General features: G+C 60.7%; 13 protein-coding genes. All 13 read left to right on the top strand.

What is annotated here, in order from left to right; all coding sequences use genetic code 11:
• The 13 genes from purB to nuoI all read left to right on the top strand — a co-directional run bounded on the left by purB (position 1) and on the right by nuoI (position 15,683).
• Positions 1-1,371: an adenylosuccinate lyase gene (gene purB, locus E4O98_RS10930; protein WP_005789106.1), complete on the top strand. Its 1,371-nt coding sequence runs from the start codon at positions 1-3 to the stop codon at positions 1,369-1,371.
• 83 nt (positions 1,372-1,454) lie between these two features.
• The gene (locus E4O98_RS10925; protein ID WP_005789108.1) at positions 1,455-2,621 is read left to right on the top strand and encodes a cupin domain-containing protein; all 1,167 of its coding nucleotides are present in this window, start codon (positions 1,455-1,457) and stop codon (positions 2,619-2,621) included.
• A complete protein-coding gene (locus tag E4O98_RS10920; protein WP_032880619.1) occupies positions 2,614-3,036 on the top strand; it encodes a GNAT family N-acetyltransferase in 423 nt (140 codons plus the stop codon). The genes E4O98_RS10925 and E4O98_RS10920 overlap by 8 nt, the downstream gene beginning before the upstream one ends.
• Positions 3,037-3,266: 230 nt before the next feature.
• A complete protein-coding gene (locus E4O98_RS10915; protein ID WP_248134979.1) occupies positions 3,267-4,004 on the top strand; it encodes a secretin N-terminal domain-containing protein in 738 nt (245 codons plus the stop codon).
• 494 nt (positions 4,005-4,498) lie between these two features.
• Positions 4,499-5,824 carry an isocitrate lyase gene (gene aceA, locus E4O98_RS10910; RefSeq protein ID WP_003174717.1) on the top strand — a complete coding sequence of 442 codons (1,326 nt, stop codon included), beginning with the start codon at positions 4,499-4,501 and terminating at the stop codon, positions 5,822-5,824.
• Between the two features lie 637 nt (positions 5,825-6,461).
• A complete protein-coding gene (locus E4O98_RS10905) occupies positions 6,462-6,875 on the top strand; it encodes an NADH-quinone oxidoreductase subunit A (RefSeq protein ID WP_003192109.1) in 414 nt (137 codons plus the stop codon).
• A gap of 10 nt (positions 6,876-6,885) precedes the next feature.
• Positions 6,886-7,560 carry an NADH-quinone oxidoreductase subunit B gene (locus tag E4O98_RS10900; RefSeq protein ID WP_003174719.1) on the top strand — a complete coding sequence of 225 codons (675 nt, stop codon included), beginning with the start codon at positions 6,886-6,888 and terminating at the stop codon, positions 7,558-7,560.
• 72 nt (positions 7,561-7,632) lie between these two features.
• Positions 7,633-9,417, top strand: a complete 1,785-nt coding sequence (nuoC, locus tag E4O98_RS10895; protein ID WP_005789116.1) for an NADH-quinone oxidoreductase subunit C/D — start codon at positions 7,633-7,635, stop codon at positions 9,415-9,417.
• A 2-nt stretch (positions 9,418-9,419) separates the two neighbouring features.
• Positions 9,420-9,917 (top strand): NADH-quinone oxidoreductase subunit NuoE, encoded by a 498-nt coding sequence (gene nuoE, locus E4O98_RS10890; RefSeq protein WP_003232080.1) that lies wholly within the window; start codon positions 9,420-9,422, stop codon positions 9,915-9,917.
• Positions 9,914-11,269 carry an NADH-quinone oxidoreductase subunit NuoF gene (gene nuoF / locus E4O98_RS10885; RefSeq protein WP_005789119.1) on the top strand — a complete coding sequence of 452 codons (1,356 nt, stop codon included), beginning with the start codon at positions 9,914-9,916 and terminating at the stop codon, positions 11,267-11,269. The genes nuoE and nuoF overlap by 4 nt, the downstream gene beginning before the upstream one ends.
• A gap of 135 nt (positions 11,270-11,404) precedes the next feature.
• Positions 11,405-14,119 (top strand): NADH-quinone oxidoreductase subunit NuoG, encoded by a 2,715-nt coding sequence (nuoG, locus tag E4O98_RS10880; protein WP_032880616.1) that lies wholly within the window; start codon positions 11,405-11,407, stop codon positions 14,117-14,119.
• Entirely contained in the window at positions 14,116-15,123 is a 1,008-nt protein-coding gene (nuoH, locus tag E4O98_RS10875) for an NADH-quinone oxidoreductase subunit NuoH (protein WP_003192116.1), read from the top strand. Before nuoG ends, nuoH begins: the two co-directional genes overlap by 4 nt.
• 11 nt (positions 15,124-15,134) lie before the next feature.
• Positions 15,135-15,683, top strand: coding sequence for an NADH-quinone oxidoreductase subunit NuoI (nuoI, locus tag E4O98_RS10870; RefSeq protein ID WP_003174725.1), 549 nt, complete (start codon positions 15,135-15,137; stop codon positions 15,681-15,683).
• Positions 15,684-15,692 lie beyond the last annotated feature (9 nt).

Below are 15,692 nucleotides of genomic sequence, written 5' to 3'. Positions count from 1 at the left end.
ATGCAGCTCTCTTCGCTCACTGCGGTTTCCCCTGTTGACGGCCGCTACGCCGGCAAAACCCAGGCCCTGCGCCCTATTTTCAGCGAATACGGTTTGATCCGTGCGCGTGTACTGGTTGAAGTGCGCTGGCTCCAGCGCCTGGCCGCTCACCCTGCCATCGGCGAAGTGCCGGCGTTTTCCGCCGAGGCCAACGCTGTATTGAACACCCTGGCGGAAAACTTCTCCCTGGAGCACGCCGAGCGTGTGAAAGAGATCGAGCGCACCACCAACCACGACGTCAAAGCCATCGAGTACCTGCTCAAAGAGCAAGCGGCCAAGCTGCCGGAACTGGCCCAGGTCAGCGAATTCATCCACTTTGCCTGCACCAGCGAGGACATCAACAACCTGTCCCACGCCCTGATGCTGCGCGAAGGTCGTGATGACGTGATGCTGCCGTTGATGCGCCAGACCGCCAACGCTATCCGTGAACTGGCGATCCGTTTCGCTGATGTGCCGATGCTCTCGCGCACCCATGGCCAGCCAGCGTCGCCGACCACCCTGGGCAAAGAGTTGGCCAACGTGGTGTACCGCCTGGAGCGCCAGATCGCTCAAGTGGCCGCCGTGCCATTGCTGGGCAAGATCAACGGCGCCGTGGGCAACTACAACGCCCACCTGTCGGCCTACCCCGAGATCGACTGGGAAGCCAACGCCCGCGCCTTCATCGAAGACGAACTGGGCCTGGGTTTCAACCCTTACACCACGCAGATCGAACCCCACGACTACATTGCCGAGCTGTTCGACGCGATTGCGCGCTTCAACACCATCCTGATCGACTTCGATCGCGATATCTGGGGCTACATCTCCCTGGGCTACTTCAAGCAGCGCACCATTGCCGGTGAAATCGGCTCGTCGACCATGCCGCACAAGGTCAACCCGATCGACTTCGAGAACTCCGAAGGCAACCTCGGCATCGCCAACGCGCTGTTCCAGCACCTGGCCAGCAAGTTGCCGATCTCTCGCTGGCAGCGCGACCTGACCGACTCCACCGTACTGCGCAACCTCGGTGTAGGCTTTGCCCACAGCGTGATCGCGTACGAAGCCAGCCTCAAAGGCATCAGCAAGCTTGAGCTCAACGAGCAGAAAATCGCCGCTGACCTGGATGCATGCTGGGAAGTCCTGGCCGAGCCGATCCAGACCGTGATGCGTCGCTACAACATCGAAAACCCGTACGAAAAACTCAAAGAACTGACACGCGGCAAGGGGATCACCTCTGAAGCGCTGCAGACTTTCATCGACGGCCTGGACATGCCAGCTGCCGCCAAGGCCGAGCTGAAACTGCTGACCCCGGCCAACTACATCGGTAACGCTGTAGAGCAAGCCAAGCGCATCTGATTACCGCAAGACCCTTGAGACGCCCGGCCGCGCCGGGCGTTTTTATTCCAGTCTTAAAAGTGCTTTTTTTCAATAGGTTACACATGAATCCTGATATCCCTCTTCAACTTCTGGGCGGCATCACGGCACGGGAATTCCTGCGCGACTACTGGCAGAAGAAACCCCTGCTGATCCGTCAGGCCATCCCTGACTTCGAAAGCCCGATCGACGCCGACGAACTGGCAGGCCTGGCCCTGGAAGAAGAAGTCGAATCGCGCCTGGTGATCGAACACGGCGAGCGCCCGTGGGAACTGCGTCGCGGCCCATTCGCCGAAGATGCCTTCAGCGCCCTGCCAGAGCGTGAGTGGACCCTGCTGGTGCAGGCGGTCGACCAGTTCGTGCCGGAAGTCGCCGAACTGCTGGAGCACTTCCGTTTCCTCCCAAGCTGGCGTATCGACGATGTGATGATCAGCTTCGCCGCGCCCGGCGGCAGCGTCGGTCCGCACTTCGATAACTACGATGTGTTCCTGCTGCAAGCCCAGGGCAAGCGCAACTGGAAGATCGGCCAGATGTGCAGCTCCGAAAGCCCGCTGCTGCAACACGCTGACCTGCGCATCCTCGCCGAATTCGAAGAAAGCGCCGAATGGGTGCTGGAGCCAGGCGACATGCTCTACCTGCCACCGCGCCTGGCGCACTTCGGCATTGCCGAAGACGATTGCATGACCTACTCGGTGGGTTTCCGCGCCCCGAGCGCCGCCGAAGTGCTGACCCACTTCACCGACTTCCTCAGCCAGTACCTGACTGACGAAGAGCGCTACACCGACGCCGACGCCCAGCCGGTCAGCGACCCACACCAGATTCAGGTCGACGCCCTGGATCGCCTCAAGGGTCTGCTGGCTGAGCACATGAGCGACGAGCGCATGTTGCTGACCTGGTTCGGCCAGTTCATGACCGAGCCGCGCTACCCGGAACTGGTCGCTGGTGAAGAGCTGGGCGAAGAAGACTTCATCAACAGCCTGCAAGATGGCGCGATTCTGGTACGCAACCCAAGCGCGCGCCTGGCCTGGTCTGAAGTCGACGACGATGTATTGCTGTTCGCCAGTGGCCAGAGCCGTTACCTGCCCGGCAAGCTGCGTGAACTGCTGAAGCTGGTGTGCTCGGCCGACGCACTGCACAGCGAAAACCTCAGCGTATGGCTGGCCGACGAAGACGGCCGCGACCTGCTGTGCGAACTGGTCAAGCAAGGCAGCCTGGGGTTCGCGGATGAATAAGATTCACGTAAGTGTCGCGGACTGGCGAAAGGATATCGACGAGATTCGGCGCATTCGTGAAGCGGTATTTATCGCCGAGCAATCGGTTCCAGCCGAGCTCGAGTGGGATGCGGACGACGCTGGCGCCATGCATTTCCTCGCATTCGAAGGCGACTTTCCGATTGGTACCGCACGCCTGCTGCCCAGCGGCGAGATTGGTCGCGTGTCGGTGCTCAAGGACTGGCGCGGGCTGAAGGTGGGCGACAAGCTGATGGAAGCGGTGATTGGAGTGGCTGAAAAGCGCGGCCAGACCCGGCAGTTCCTCAGTGCGCAGGTGTATGCGGCGCCGTTTTATGAGCGGCTGGGTTTCAAGATCGTCAGCGATGAGTTTCTTGAAGTCGGGATTCCGCATGTGGATATGGTGCGCGGGGGCTGACTCAAGACCGAGTCGCCTATATCGGGAGCAAGCCCCCTACCACATTTGACTGAGTCCATCCGTTGAAATGCGGTCAAAATGTGGGAGGGGGCTTGCTCCCGATAGCCATATCAGCAACACCTCAAAATGCCCTGCCTGCCAGGGCATTTTGCCGTCTACGATTCAACTTGCGCCCCGCCAGGCCGACAAACTGGCACTATCAAGCCAAATGACTCGCAGAGATAACGGACATGTCCCTACGCACCCTGCTCACCGCCCTGCTCCTGACCGCCAGTGTTTCGGCCCTGGCTGCCACCGAGGTCGTCAACCTGAGCAACCGCACCAGCGCCGACCTACTGCCCGTGGCGCAGAACTTCATCGGCAAGGACGGCACCGTCAGCGCCTACGGCAACCAGCTTGTTGTTAACGCCGACCCTGCGAAGATCGAGGGCTTGCGTACCCTGCTCTCCCAACTGGACACGCCGGCCAAGCGCCTGCTGATCACCGTCGACACCAACGAAACCAACCAGCAGAACAGCGGCGACAGCCAGACCCGCATCATCAGCTATGGCACCGTCAGCCGCGATGGCGGCATCCAGCAGATCCAGGCCAGCGAAGGCGTGCCGGCGCTTATTCAGATCGGCCAGAGCGTACCGCTGACCACCACGCACCAGGATGGCTATGGCCGCCTGCAGAACCAGACCCAGTATCGCAACGTCACCCAGGGCTTTTACGTCACCGCCAGCGTCACCGGCGAGACCGTACACCTGGCTATCAGTACCAACCGTGACCGTATGAGCCAGGAACGTCCTGATGTAGTGAACGTGCAGAGCACCGACACAACCGTCAGCGGATGCTTGGGCGAATGGATTACCCTGGCAGGCATCAATGGCGAAACCCAGGCCGACAAATCTTCTACAACCCGCAGCTACTCTACTCAGGGCCGCGATGACCTGACGGTGCGGGTCAAGGTCGACACCCTGAACTGAAGCACCAAAAACTGACTGGCGAGTCGTATTAGACCAAAGATGTAGTGCCTTGAAAAAAGCACTACAAAACATTTGACGATCCAAAAAAGCATGGGCATGATGGCCTCGCTCCCGCTAATCAGGGGCCCTGGCAAGGGCCTTCGGATCGCCGCTCCAAGTTACCCACCTGAGCCGATTCGTGTCTGTACCGCCCACAAGGCACGTTGGACGAGGTTGCGACTGGAACGAAGTTGTCCCGAGGGACGGAAGCTAACCAGGTAACCCGGCTACGCACTGATGAATCGTACAAAGGCCCACGACGCCCGAAGACCGTTTGCAGTTTGCCCTTACCTGCTCAACTCCGCCTTGAGCCAATCGTTCATCCCGTCGCCTACCCCGCCGAACTTGACTTGAACACCCAAGCTTCTGGTCAGCGAGCAGCCATCACCACGCACTTTCTACGTGGCTGGCAAATGGAATTTTCCACCTAGACCTATGCGACGAGGTTTTTCCCCATGGCACTGACACGCGAACAGCAAATTGCAGCCCTTGAAAAAGATTGGGCTGAAAACCCACGCTGGAAAGGCGTGACCCGCGCTTATTCCGCTGCTGACGTCGTCCGCCTGCGTGGCTCGGTCCAACCTGAGCACACCTTTGCAAAACTCGGCGCCGAGAAGCTGTGGAACCTGGTCACCCAAGGTGCCAAGCCGTCCTTCCGTCCCGACAAAGATTTCGTCAACTGCATGGGCGCCCTCACTGGCGGCCAGGCAGTCCAACAGGTAAAAGCCGGCATCCAGGCGATCTACCTGTCCGGCTGGCAAGTGGCAGCGGACAACAACTCCGCTGAATCCATGTACCCCGACCAGTCGCTGTACCCGGTGGACTCGGTTCCAACCGTGGTCAAGCGCATCAACAACTCGTTCCGTCGTGCCGACCAGATCCAGTGGAAAGCCGGCAAGAACCCGGGTGACGAAGGCTACATCGACTACTTCGCGCCAATCGTGGCTGATGCCGAAGCCGGTTTCGGCGGCGTACTCAACGCCTACGAGCTGATGAAGAGCATGATCGAGGCAGGCGCTGCCGGCGTGCACTTCGAAGACCAGCTTGCTTCCGTGAAAAAATGCGGCCACATGGGCGGCAAGGTACTGGTACCAACCCAGGAAGCCGTACAGAAGCTGACCGCTGCTCGTTTGGCGGCCGACGTCGCCGGTACTCCGACTATCATCCTGGCCCGTACCGATGCCAACGCCGCTGACCTGCTGACCTCGGACTGCGACCCGTACGACCAGCCGTTCGTGACTGGCGAACGCACTCAGGAAGGCTTCTATAAAGTACGCGCCGGCCTGGACCAGGCGATCGCCCGCGGCCTGGCCTACGCTCCTTACGCCGACCTGATCTGGTGCGAAACCGCCAAGCCGGACCTGGACGAAGCCCGTCGTTTCGCCGAAGCGATCAAGAAGGAATACCCGGACCAACTGCTGTCCTACAACTGCTCGCCTTCCTTCAACTGGAAGAAGAACCTGGACGACGCGACTATCGCCAAGTTCCAGCGCGAGCTGTCGGCCATGGGCTACAAGCACCAGTTCATCACCCTGGCCGGCATTCACAACATGTGGCACAGCATGTTCAACCTGGCGCACGACTACGCCCGCAACGACATGACTGCCTACGTGAAGCTGCAAGAGCAGGAATTCGCTGACGCCGCCAAAGGCTACACCTTCGTGGCGCACCAGCAGGAAGTGGGCACCGGCTACTTCGACGACATGACCACCGTGATCCAGGGCGGCACCTCGTCCGTGACCGCACTGACCGGTTCGACCGAAGAAGAGCAGTTCCACTGATCCACTGAGTACACGGCCACTGCGGCCCCAGGGAAGACCTAACCGCAGTGCCGCACAACAATCACGCCCCGACTGGTTCGGGGCGTTTTTTTGCCTGCACAAAACCTACCGATGCACTGCGGACCAAATGTGGGAGGGGGCTTGCTCCCGATAGCGGTGGATCAGCAACAGTTGGGTTGGCTGATACTCAGCTATCGGGAGCAAGCCCCCTCCCACAAGGAATTTTGCGCAAAACATTGATCCAGAGCGGTATTCGCACACATCCAATCGGTTAAAAGAACCGTTGCGACAACTAAGCGACACTCAAGCAAGTAACGGCAACTTCCCCCGCCACATGAGAAACAATCGCTTAAACCCCACGCAAACAATATTCATTATCATTTGGCGCCTGAAAACTTCGTTACAGCTTAAACAAAACATAATTGATGAAAAGCCCGCTAATGCCCACGGCACAAGGGCTACAGCCCCAAGAAGGTGCACTATGTGCTTATTCCACCGAATAATTTCGCCCTGGGAATTTTACTTGCCCGGTGTTTAGCCATAAAATCACCGCGATTGATTGCAGTGCGACATATCGTCACTGCATCGTTACTTTTTCGAGCTCAGAGACCTTTGCTCTCTGTTAAGGATTTCCAGCATGACCGACGCGACAGGACTCATGGCCCACAACTGGGGCTTTGCCATTTTCCTCCTCGGTGTTGTGGGCCTCTGCGCCTTCATGCTTGGCGTCTCCAGCCTACTCGGGTCAAAAGCCTGGGGCCGCAGCAAAAACGAACCGTTCGAGTCCGGCATGCTACCTACAGGTGGCGCCCGCTTGCGGCTCTCAGCCAAATTCTATCTGGTCGCGATGCTCTTCGTGATCTTCGATATCGAAGCCCTCTTTCTCTTTGCATGGTCTGTGTCCGTCCGCGAAAGCGGCTGGACCGGATTCGTCGAAGCTCTCGTTTTCATAGCAATTCTGTTGGCAGGTCTTGTCTACCTGTTCCGAGTGGGCGCCCTTGACTGGGCTCCGGAAGCTCGTCGCAAGCGGCAGGCGAAGCTGAAACAATGAGGCTTTGGCAATGCAATACAATCTCACCAGGATCGACCCGGATGCTCCTAACGAGCAGTACCCCATCGGCGAACGGGAAACCGTTTCCGACCCGTTAGAAGACCAAGTCCACAAAAACATCTACATGGGCAAGCTGGAAGACGTGCTGAGTGGCGCGGTCAACTGGGGGCGTAAAAACTCCCTGTGGCCGTACAACTTCGGCCTTTCGTGCTGCTACGTGGAAATGACCACCGCCTTCACGGCACCCCATGACATCGCCCGCTTTGGCGCCGAAGTTATCCGGGCATCACCGCGCCAGGCGGATTTCATGGTTATCGCCGGTACCTGCTTCATCAAGATGGCGCCGATCATCCAGCGTCTCTATGAGCAAATGCTCGAACCGAAGTGGGTCATCTCCATGGGTTCGTGCGCCAACTCCGGTGGCATGTACGACATCTACTCGGTCGTTCAAGGGGTGGACAAGTTCCTGCCCGTGGACGTCTACGTGCCTGGCTGCCCGCCCCGCCCCGAAGCATTCCTGCAAGGCTTGATGCTGTTGCAGGAATCGATTGGCAAGGAGCGTCGCCCGCTGTCCTGGGTCGTCGGTGATCAAGGCGTGTACCGCGCCGAGATGCCGTCCCAAAAGGAACAGCGCCGCGAACAGCGAATCGCAGTCACCAACCTGCGCAGCCCCGACGAAGTCTGATCCAGCACCGCTTCTTTTATAGAACGAAAACCTGGCTTCATTCTTTACGTTGACCGAAAGCGATAAAAAACCATGACTACAGGCAGTGCTCTGTACATCCCGCCTTATAAGGCAGACGACCAGGATGTGGTTGTCGAACTCAATAACCGTTTTGGCCCTGACGCCTTCACCGCCCAGGCCACACGCACCGGTATGCCGGTGCTGTGGGTGGCGCGCGCCAGGCTCGTCGAAGTCCTGACCTTCCTGCGCAACCTGCCCAAGCCGTACGTCATGCTCTATGACCTGCATGGCGTGGACGAGCGTCTGCGCACCAAGCGCCAGGGGCTGCCGAGCGGCGCCGATTTCACCGTGTTCTACCACCTGATGTCGCTGGAACGTAACAGCGACGTGATGATCAAGGTTGCCCTGAGCGAGAGTGACCTGAGCATCCCGACCGTCACCGGTATCTGGCCGAACGCCAGCTGGTACGAGCGTGAAGTCTGGGACATGTTCGGCATCGACTTCCCCGGCCACCCACACCTGACGCGCATCATGATGCCGCCGACCTGGGAAGGTCACCCGCTGCGCAAGGACTTCCCTGCCCGCGCCACCGAGTTCGACCCGTACAGCCTCAACCTCGCCAAGCAGCAGCTTGAAGAAGAAGCGGCGCGCTTCCGTCCGGAAGACTGGGGCATGAAACGCTCCGGCACCAACGAGGATTACATGTTCCTCAACCTGGGCCCGAACCACCCTTCGGCTCACGGTGCCTTCCGTATCATCCTGCAACTGGACGGCGAAGAAATCGTCGACTGCGTCCCGGACATCGGCTACCACCACCGTGGCGCCGAGAAGATGGCCGAGCGTCAGTCCTGGCACAGCTTCATCCCGTACACCGACCGTATCGACTACCTCGGCGGCGTGATGAACAACCTGCCGTACGTGCTCTCGGTCGAAAAGCTGGCCGGCATTAAAGTGCCGGACCGCGTCGACACCATCCGCATCATGATGGCCGAGTTCTTCCGCATCACCAGCCACCTGCTGTTCCTGGGTACCTATATCCAGGACGTCGGCGCCATGACCCCGGTGTTCTTCACTTTCACCGACCGTCAGCGCGCCTACAAGGTCATCGAAGCCATCACCGGTTTCCGCCTGCACCCGGCCTGGTACCGCATCGGCGGCGTGGCCCACGACCTGCCGAACGGCTGGGAGCGCCTGGTCAAGGAATTCATCGACTGGATGCCCAAGCGTCTGGACGAGTACCAGAAAGCCGCGCTGGACAACAGCATCCTCAAGGGTCGTACCATCGGCGTCGCCCAGTACAACACCAAAGAGGCCCTGGAATGGGGCGTCACCGGTGCCGGCCTGCGTTCCACCGGTTGCGACTTCGACCTGCGCAAGGCGCGCCCGTACTCCGGCTACGAGAACTTCGAGTTCGAAGTACCGCTGGCGGCCAATGGCGATGCCTACGACCGTTGCATCGTGCGCGTCGAAGAAATGCGCCAGAGCCTGAAGATCATCGAGCAGTGCATGCGCAACATGCCGGCCGGCCCGTACAAGGCGGATCACCCGCTGACCACGCCGCCGCCCAAAGAGCGCACGCTGCAGCACATCGAAACCCTGATCACGCACTTCCTGCAAGTTTCGTGGGGCCCGGTCATGCCGGCCAACGAATCCTTCCAGATGATCGAAGCGACCAAGGGTATCAACAGTTATTACCTGACGAGCGATGGCGGCACCATGAGCTACCGCACCCGGATTCGTACTCCAAGCTTCGCCCACTTGCAGCAGATCCCTTCGGTGATCAAAGGCGAGATGGTCGCGGACTTGATTGCGTACCTGGGTAGTATCGATTTCGTTATGGCCGACGTGGACCGCTAAGCATGAACAGCACGCTTATCCAGACAGACCGTTTCACCTTGAGTGAAACCGAGCGCTCGGCCATCGAGCACGAGCTGCATCACTACGAAGATCCGCGCGCGGCGTCGATCGAAGCCCTGAAGATCGTTCAGAAGGAACGTGGCTGGGTGCCCGACGGCGCCCTCTACGCCATCGGCGAGATCCTCGGCATCCCTGCCAGCGACGTTGAAGGGGTGGCCACGTTCTACAGCCAGATCTTCCGTCAGCCAGTCGGCCGTCACATCATTCGCGTGTGCGACAGCATGGTCTGCTACATCGGCGGCCATGAGTCCGTGGTCAGCGAAATCCAGGCCAAGCTCGGCATCGGCCTCGGCCAGACCACCGCCGACGGCCGCTTCACGCTGCTGCCGGTGTGCTGCCTGGGCAACTGCGACAAGGCGCCGGCGTTGATGATCGACGACGACACATTCGGTGACGTACAGCCTGCTGGCGTGACCCAATTGCTCGAGGGCTACCCATGACCCTGACTTCCTTCGGCCCGGCCAACCTGATCAAGCGTTCGGCCGAGACCCACCCGCTGACCTGGCGCCTGCGTGACGACGGCGAGCCGGTATGGCTTGACGAATACCAGGCCAAGAACGGTTACGCCGCAGCGCGCAAAGCCTTCGCCGATATGGCCCAGGACGATATCGTCCAGACCGTGAAGGACGCCGGCCTCAAGGGCCGCGGCGGCGCAGGCTTCCCCACGGGTGTGAAGTGGGGCCTGATGCCCAAAGACGAATCCATCAACATCCGCTACCTGCTGTGCAACGCGGATGAAATGGAGCCCAACACCTGGAAAGACCGCATGCTGATGGAGCAACTGCCCCATCTGCTGATCGAAGGCATGTTGATCAGCGCCCGTGCGCTCAAGACCTACCGTGGCTACATCTTCCTGCGTGGCGAGTACACCACCGCCGCCAAGCACCTCAACCGTGCAGTGGCAGAAGCCAAGGCCGCGGGCCTGCTGGGCAAGAACATCCTCGGTTCCGGCTTCGACTTCGAACTGTTCGTGCACACCGGCGCCGGGCGTTATATCTGCGGTGAAGAAACCGCACTGATCAACTCCCTCGAAGGTCGCCGCGCCAACCCGCGCTCCAAGCCGCCCTTCCCCGCCGCCGTAGGCGTGTGGGGCAAGCCGACCTGCGTGAACAACGTCGAGACCCTGTGCAACGTGCCGGCGATCATCGCCGACGGCGTGGACTGGTACAAATCCCTGGCCCGTGAAGGCAGCGAAGACATGGGCACCAAGCTCATGGGTTTCTCCGGCAAGGTCAAGAACCCTGGCCTGTGGGAGCTGCCGTTCGGCGTGACCGCCCGCGAGCTGTTCGAGGACTACGCCGGCGGTATGCGCGACGGCTACACCTTGAAAGCCTGGCAGCCAGGCGGCGCCGGCACCGGTTTCCTGCTTCCTGAGCACCTGGACGCACAAATGTATGCCGGCGGCATCGGCAAGGTGGGCACCCGGATGGGTACCGGCCTGGCAATGGCGGTCGACAACACCGTGAACATGGTCTCGCTGCTGCGCAACATGGAGCAGTTCTTTGCCCGTGAATCCTGCGGCTTCTGCACCCCATGCCGCGACGGCCTGCCGTGGAGCGTCAAGCTGCTGATGGCCCTGGAAAACGGCGAAGGCCGCGAGGGTGATATCGAAACCCTGCTGGGCCTGGTCGGCTTCCTCGGCCCAGGCAAGACCTTCTGTGCTCACGCACCGGGCGCCGTAGAGCCATTGGGCAGCGCAATCAAATACTTCCGCTCGGAGTTCGAAGCCGGCATCGCGCCCACCAGCGCCGCCGTCCCGCCTCTGGCGAAGCCGATCGTAGTCGGCGCGTAACGCTTAAACAGGCGAAGGGTCCGTGCCCTTCGCCTGCTCATGTGCTGACGCCGTAAAGGCTGTGTAGATGCACATGAATAACAAGATTCCATTAGCCACGCCCGCTGACAACGGGCCAACGAAGAACTTTGAACCATGGCCACTATCCACGTAGACGGCAAAGCGCTCGAAGTCGATGGGGCAGACAACCTGTTACAGGCGTGTCTGTCACTCGGCCTCGATATTCCGTATTTCTGCTGGCACCCCGCGCTCGGTAGCGTCGGTGCCTGTCGCCAGTGTGCGGTCAAGCAATACACCGACGAGAACGACACCCGTGGTCGTATCGTCATGTCCTGCATGACCCCAGCCACCGACAACACCTGGATCTCCATCGACGATGAAGAGTCCAAGGCGTTCCGCGCCAGCGTTGTCGAATGGCTGATGACCAACCACCCCCACGACTGCCCGGTCTGTGAGGAAGGCGGTCACTGCCACCTGCAAGACATGACGGTGATGACCGGCCACAACGAGCGCCGTTATCGCTTCACCAAGCGTACCCACCAGAACCAGGACCTCGGCCCGTTCATTTCCCACGAAATGAACCGCTGCATCGCCTGCTACCGCTGCGTGCGCTTCTATAAAGACTACGCCGGCGGCACCGACCTGGGCGTCTTCGGCGCCCACGACAACGTGTACTTCGGTCGCGTTGAAGACGGCGTGCTTGAGAGCGAGTTTTCCGGCAACCTCACCGAGGTCTGCCCGACCGGTGTGTTTACCGACAAGACTCACTCCGAGCGCTACAACCGTAAGTGGGACATGCAATTTGCGCCGAGCATCTGCCATGGCTGCTCCAGCGGTTGCAACATCTCCCCGGGCGAGCGCTACGGCGAACTGCGTCGCATCGAAAACCGCTTCAACGGTTCGGTCAACCAGTACTTCCTGTGCGACCGTGGCCGTTTCGGCTATGGCTACGTCAACCGCGAAGACCGCCCACGCCAGCCGCTGCTGGCCGATGGCGCCAAGCTGAGCCTGGACGCCGCGCTGGATAAAGCCGCCGACCTGCTGCGCGGGCGCAATATCGTCGGTATCGGTTCGCCGCGTGCCAGCCTCGAAAGCAACTTCGCGTTGCGCGAGCTGGTCGGTGCCGAGCACTTCTACTGCGGTATCGAAGCCGGCGAGCTGGAGCGCATCCGCCTGGTCCTGCAAGTGCTGAATGACAGCCCGCTGCCGGTTCCGAACATGCGCGACATCGAAGACCACGATGCGATCTTCGTGCTCGGTGAAGACCTGACCCAGACCGCTGCGCGCATTGCCCTGTCGCTGCGCCAGTCGGTCAAAGGCAAGGCCGAAGAAATGGCCGACGCCATGCGCGTACAGCCGTGGCTTGACGCGGCGGTGAAAAACATCGGTCAGCACGCGCTGAACCCGCTGTTTATCGCCTCGCTGGCTGAAACCAAGCTCGACGACATCGCCGAAGAATGCGTGCACGCCGCACCGGACGACCTGGCCCGCCTCGGTTTCGCCGTGGCCCACGCCCTCGACGCCAGCGCGCCTGCCGTCGATGGCCTGGACACCGAAGCGGTCGAACTGGCCCAGCGCATTGCCGACGCACTGCTGGCGGCCAAGCGCCCATTGATCATCGCCGGCACCTCCCTGGGTTCCAAGGCGCTGATCGAAGCCGCTGCCAACATCGCCAAGGCCCTGAAGCTGCGCGACAAGAACGGCTCCATCAGCCTGGTGGTGCCGGAAGCCAACAGCCTGGGCCTGGCCATGCTCGGTGGCGAGTCCCTGGACGCCGCCCTGCAAGCAGTGACCGACGGCAACGCCGACGCCATTGTGGTATTGGAAAACGACCTGTACACCCGCACCGCTGCCGCTAAGGTTGACGCTGCGCTGGACGCTGCCAAAGTCCTGATCGTGGCCGACCACCAGAAGACCGCCACCAGCGAGCGTGCCGACCTGGTGCTGCCAGCCGCCACCTTCGCCGAAGGCGACGGTACCCTGGTCAGCCAGGAAGGCCGCGCCCAGCGCTTCTTCCAGGTGTTCGATCCGAAGTACATGGACGCCAGCATCCTGGTGCACGAAGGCTGGCGCTGGCTGCATGCCCTGCGTGCCACCCTGCTGAACCAGCCGATAGACTGGACCCAGCTCGACCACGTGACCGCTGCCACCGCCGCCAGCGCGCCTCAGCTGGCTCGTATTGTCGATGCCGCGCCGTCTGCCGCGTTCCGTATCAAGGGCCTGAAACTGGCCCGTGAACCGCTGCGCTACTCCGGTCGTACCGCCATGCGCGCCGACATCAGCGTGCACGAACCGCGTACCCCGCAAGACATCGACACTGCGTTCGCCTTCTCCATGGAAGGTTACTCGGGCTCGGCCGAGCCGCGTCAGCAGGTGCCGTTTGCCTGGTCGCCGGGCTGGAACTCGCCGCAGGCCTGGAACAAGTTCCAGGATGAAGTCGGTGGTCACATCCGTGCTGGCGACCCGGGCACCCGCCTGATCGAAAGCACCGGTGACGCGCTGAACTGGTTCACTGCGGTACCGCGTCCGTTCAACCCGGCTCCGGGCACCTGGCAGGTCGTGCCGTTCTTCCACCTGTTCGGCAGCGAAGAAACCTCTTCCAAGGCCGCGCCGGTTCAAGAGCGCATTCCTGCCGCTTACGTGTCCGTGGCCAAGTCCGAAGCCGACCGCCTGGGCGTCAACGACGGCGCGCTGCTCAGCCTCAACGTCGCCGGCCAGACCTTGCGTCTGCCGCTGCGTATCAATGACGAGCTGGGTGCCGGCCTGGTTGCACTGCCTAAAGGCATCGCCGGTATTCCGCCTGCCATTTTCGGCAAAACCGTTGACGGTCTGCAGGAGGCAGCGCAATGACTTGGTTCACGCCGGAAGTAATTGACGTGATCATCTCGGTGGTCAAGGCCATCGTGATCCTGTTGGCCGTGGTCGTCGCGGGCGCGCTGCTCAGCTTCGTCGAACGTCGCCTGCTGGGCTGGTGGCAGGACCGTTACGGTCCGAACCGCGTTGGCCCATTCGGCATGTTCCAGATCGCGGCCGACATGCTGAAAATGTTCTTCAAGGAAGACTGGACCCCGCCGTTCGCCGACAAGGTGATCTTCACCCTGGCACCAGTGGTAGCCATGAGCGCCTTGCTGATTGCCTTCGCGATCATCCCGATCACCCCGACCTGGGGCGTGGCGGACCTGAACATCGGCTTGCTGTTCTTCTTCGCCATGGCCGGTCTGTCGGTGTATGCGGTGCTGTTCGCCGGTTGGGCCAGTAACAACAAGTTCGCCCTGCTGGGCAGCTTGCGGGCCTCGGCCCAGACCGTGTCCTACGAAGTGTTCATGGGCCTGGCCCTGATGGGCATCGTGGTGCAGGTCGGCTCGTTCAACATGCGCGATATCGTCGAGTACCAGGCACAGAACCTGTGGTTCATCATTCCGCAGTTCTTTGGCTTCTGCACCTTCTTCATCGCTGGCGTGGCCGTGACTCACCGTCACCCGTTCGACCAGCCGGAAGCGGAGCAGGAACTGGCCGACGGTTACCACATTGAATATGCCGGCATGAAGTGGGGCATGTTCTTCGTCGGTGAGTACATCGGCATCATCTTGATCTCGGCCCTGCTGGTCACGCTGTTCTTCGGCGGCTGGCACGGTCCGTTCGGCATCCTGCCGCAGTTGGCCTTCTTCTGGTTCTTCTTGAAGACCGCGTTCTTCATCATGCTGTTCATCCTGCTGCGCGCCTCGATTCCGCGCCCACGCTATGACCAGGTGATGGATTTCAGCTGGAGATTCTGCCTGCCGCTGACCCTGATCAATTTGCTGGTGACGGCTGCCGTCGTGTTGTTGAACACGCCAGCTGCCGCGGTTCAGTGAGGATTTGACCCATGTTCAAATATATTGGCGACATCGTTAAGGGTACCGGTACCCAGTTGCGAAGCCTGGTGATGGTGTTCGGTCACGGCTTTCGCAAACGCGACACCCTGCAATACCCCGAAGAAGCGGTGTACCTGCCGCCGCGCTATCGCGGCCGCATCGTACTGACCCGCGACCCCGATGGCGAAGAGCGTTGCGTAGCCTGCAACCTGTGCGCCGTGGCGTGCCCGGTGGGTTGCATCTCCCTGCAGAAAGCTGAAACCGAAGACGGTCGCTGGTACCCGGACTTCTTCCGTATCAACTTCTCGCGCTGCATTTTCTGCGGCCTCTGCGAGGAAGCTTGCCCGACCACCGCGATCCAGCTCACACCGGATTTCGAGATGGCCGAGTTCAAACGTCAGGACCTGGTGTACGAGAAAGAAGATCTGCTGATCTCTGGTCCCGGTAAAAACCCTGATTACAACTTCTATCGTGTTGCAGGTATGGCCGTTGCCGGTAAGCCGAAGGGCGCCGCACAAAACGAAGCCGAGCCGATCAACGTGAAGAGCTTGCTGCCTTAAGGAAGAAAG

This window comes from Pseudomonas sp. W2Jun17 (genome assembly GCF_023127795.1).
GTDB classification, from domain to species: domain Bacteria; phylum Pseudomonadota; class Gammaproteobacteria; order Pseudomonadales; family Pseudomonadaceae; genus Aquipseudomonas; species Aquipseudomonas synxantha_A.
This window is presented reverse-complemented; position numbering and strand designations above follow the sequence as displayed.

What these genes read in the sequence shown, in the direction of transcription:
- nuoI (WP_003174725.1), top strand. Translation starts at nt 15,135, where the DNA reads ATGTTCAAATATATTGGCGACATCGTTAAGGGTACCGGTACCCAGTTG.
- nuoG (WP_032880616.1), top strand. Translation starts at nt 11,405, where the DNA reads ATGGCCACTATCCACGTAGACGGCAAAGCGCTCGAAGTCGATGGGGCA.
- nuoF (WP_005789119.1), top strand. Translation starts at nt 9,914, where the DNA reads ATGACCCTGACTTCCTTCGGCCCGGCCAACCTGATCAAGCGTTCGGCC.
- E4O98_RS10900 (WP_003174719.1), top strand. Translation starts at nt 6,886, where the DNA reads ATGCAATACAATCTCACCAGGATCGACCCGGATGCTCCTAACGAGCAG.
- E4O98_RS10905 (WP_003192109.1), top strand. Translation starts at nt 6,462, where the DNA reads ATGACCGACGCGACAGGACTCATGGCCCACAACTGGGGCTTTGCCATT.
- nuoC (WP_005789116.1), top strand. Translation starts at nt 7,633, where the DNA reads ATGACTACAGGCAGTGCTCTGTACATCCCGCCTTATAAGGCAGACGAC.
- purB (WP_005789106.1), top strand. Translation starts at nt 1, where the DNA reads ATGCAGCTCTCTTCGCTCACTGCGGTTTCCCCTGTTGACGGCCGCTAC.
- E4O98_RS10915 (WP_248134979.1), top strand. Translation starts at nt 3,267, where the DNA reads ATGTCCCTACGCACCCTGCTCACCGCCCTGCTCCTGACCGCCAGTGTT.
- aceA (WP_003174717.1), top strand. Translation starts at nt 4,499, where the DNA reads ATGGCACTGACACGCGAACAGCAAATTGCAGCCCTTGAAAAAGATTGG.
- nuoE (WP_003232080.1), top strand. Translation starts at nt 9,420, where the DNA reads ATGAACAGCACGCTTATCCAGACAGACCGTTTCACCTTGAGTGAAACC.
- E4O98_RS10920 (WP_032880619.1), top strand. Translation starts at nt 2,614, where the DNA reads ATGAATAAGATTCACGTAAGTGTCGCGGACTGGCGAAAGGATATCGAC.
- E4O98_RS10925 (WP_005789108.1), top strand. Translation starts at nt 1,455, where the DNA reads ATGAATCCTGATATCCCTCTTCAACTTCTGGGCGGCATCACGGCACGG.
- nuoH (WP_003192116.1), top strand. Translation starts at nt 14,116, where the DNA reads ATGACTTGGTTCACGCCGGAAGTAATTGACGTGATCATCTCGGTGGTC.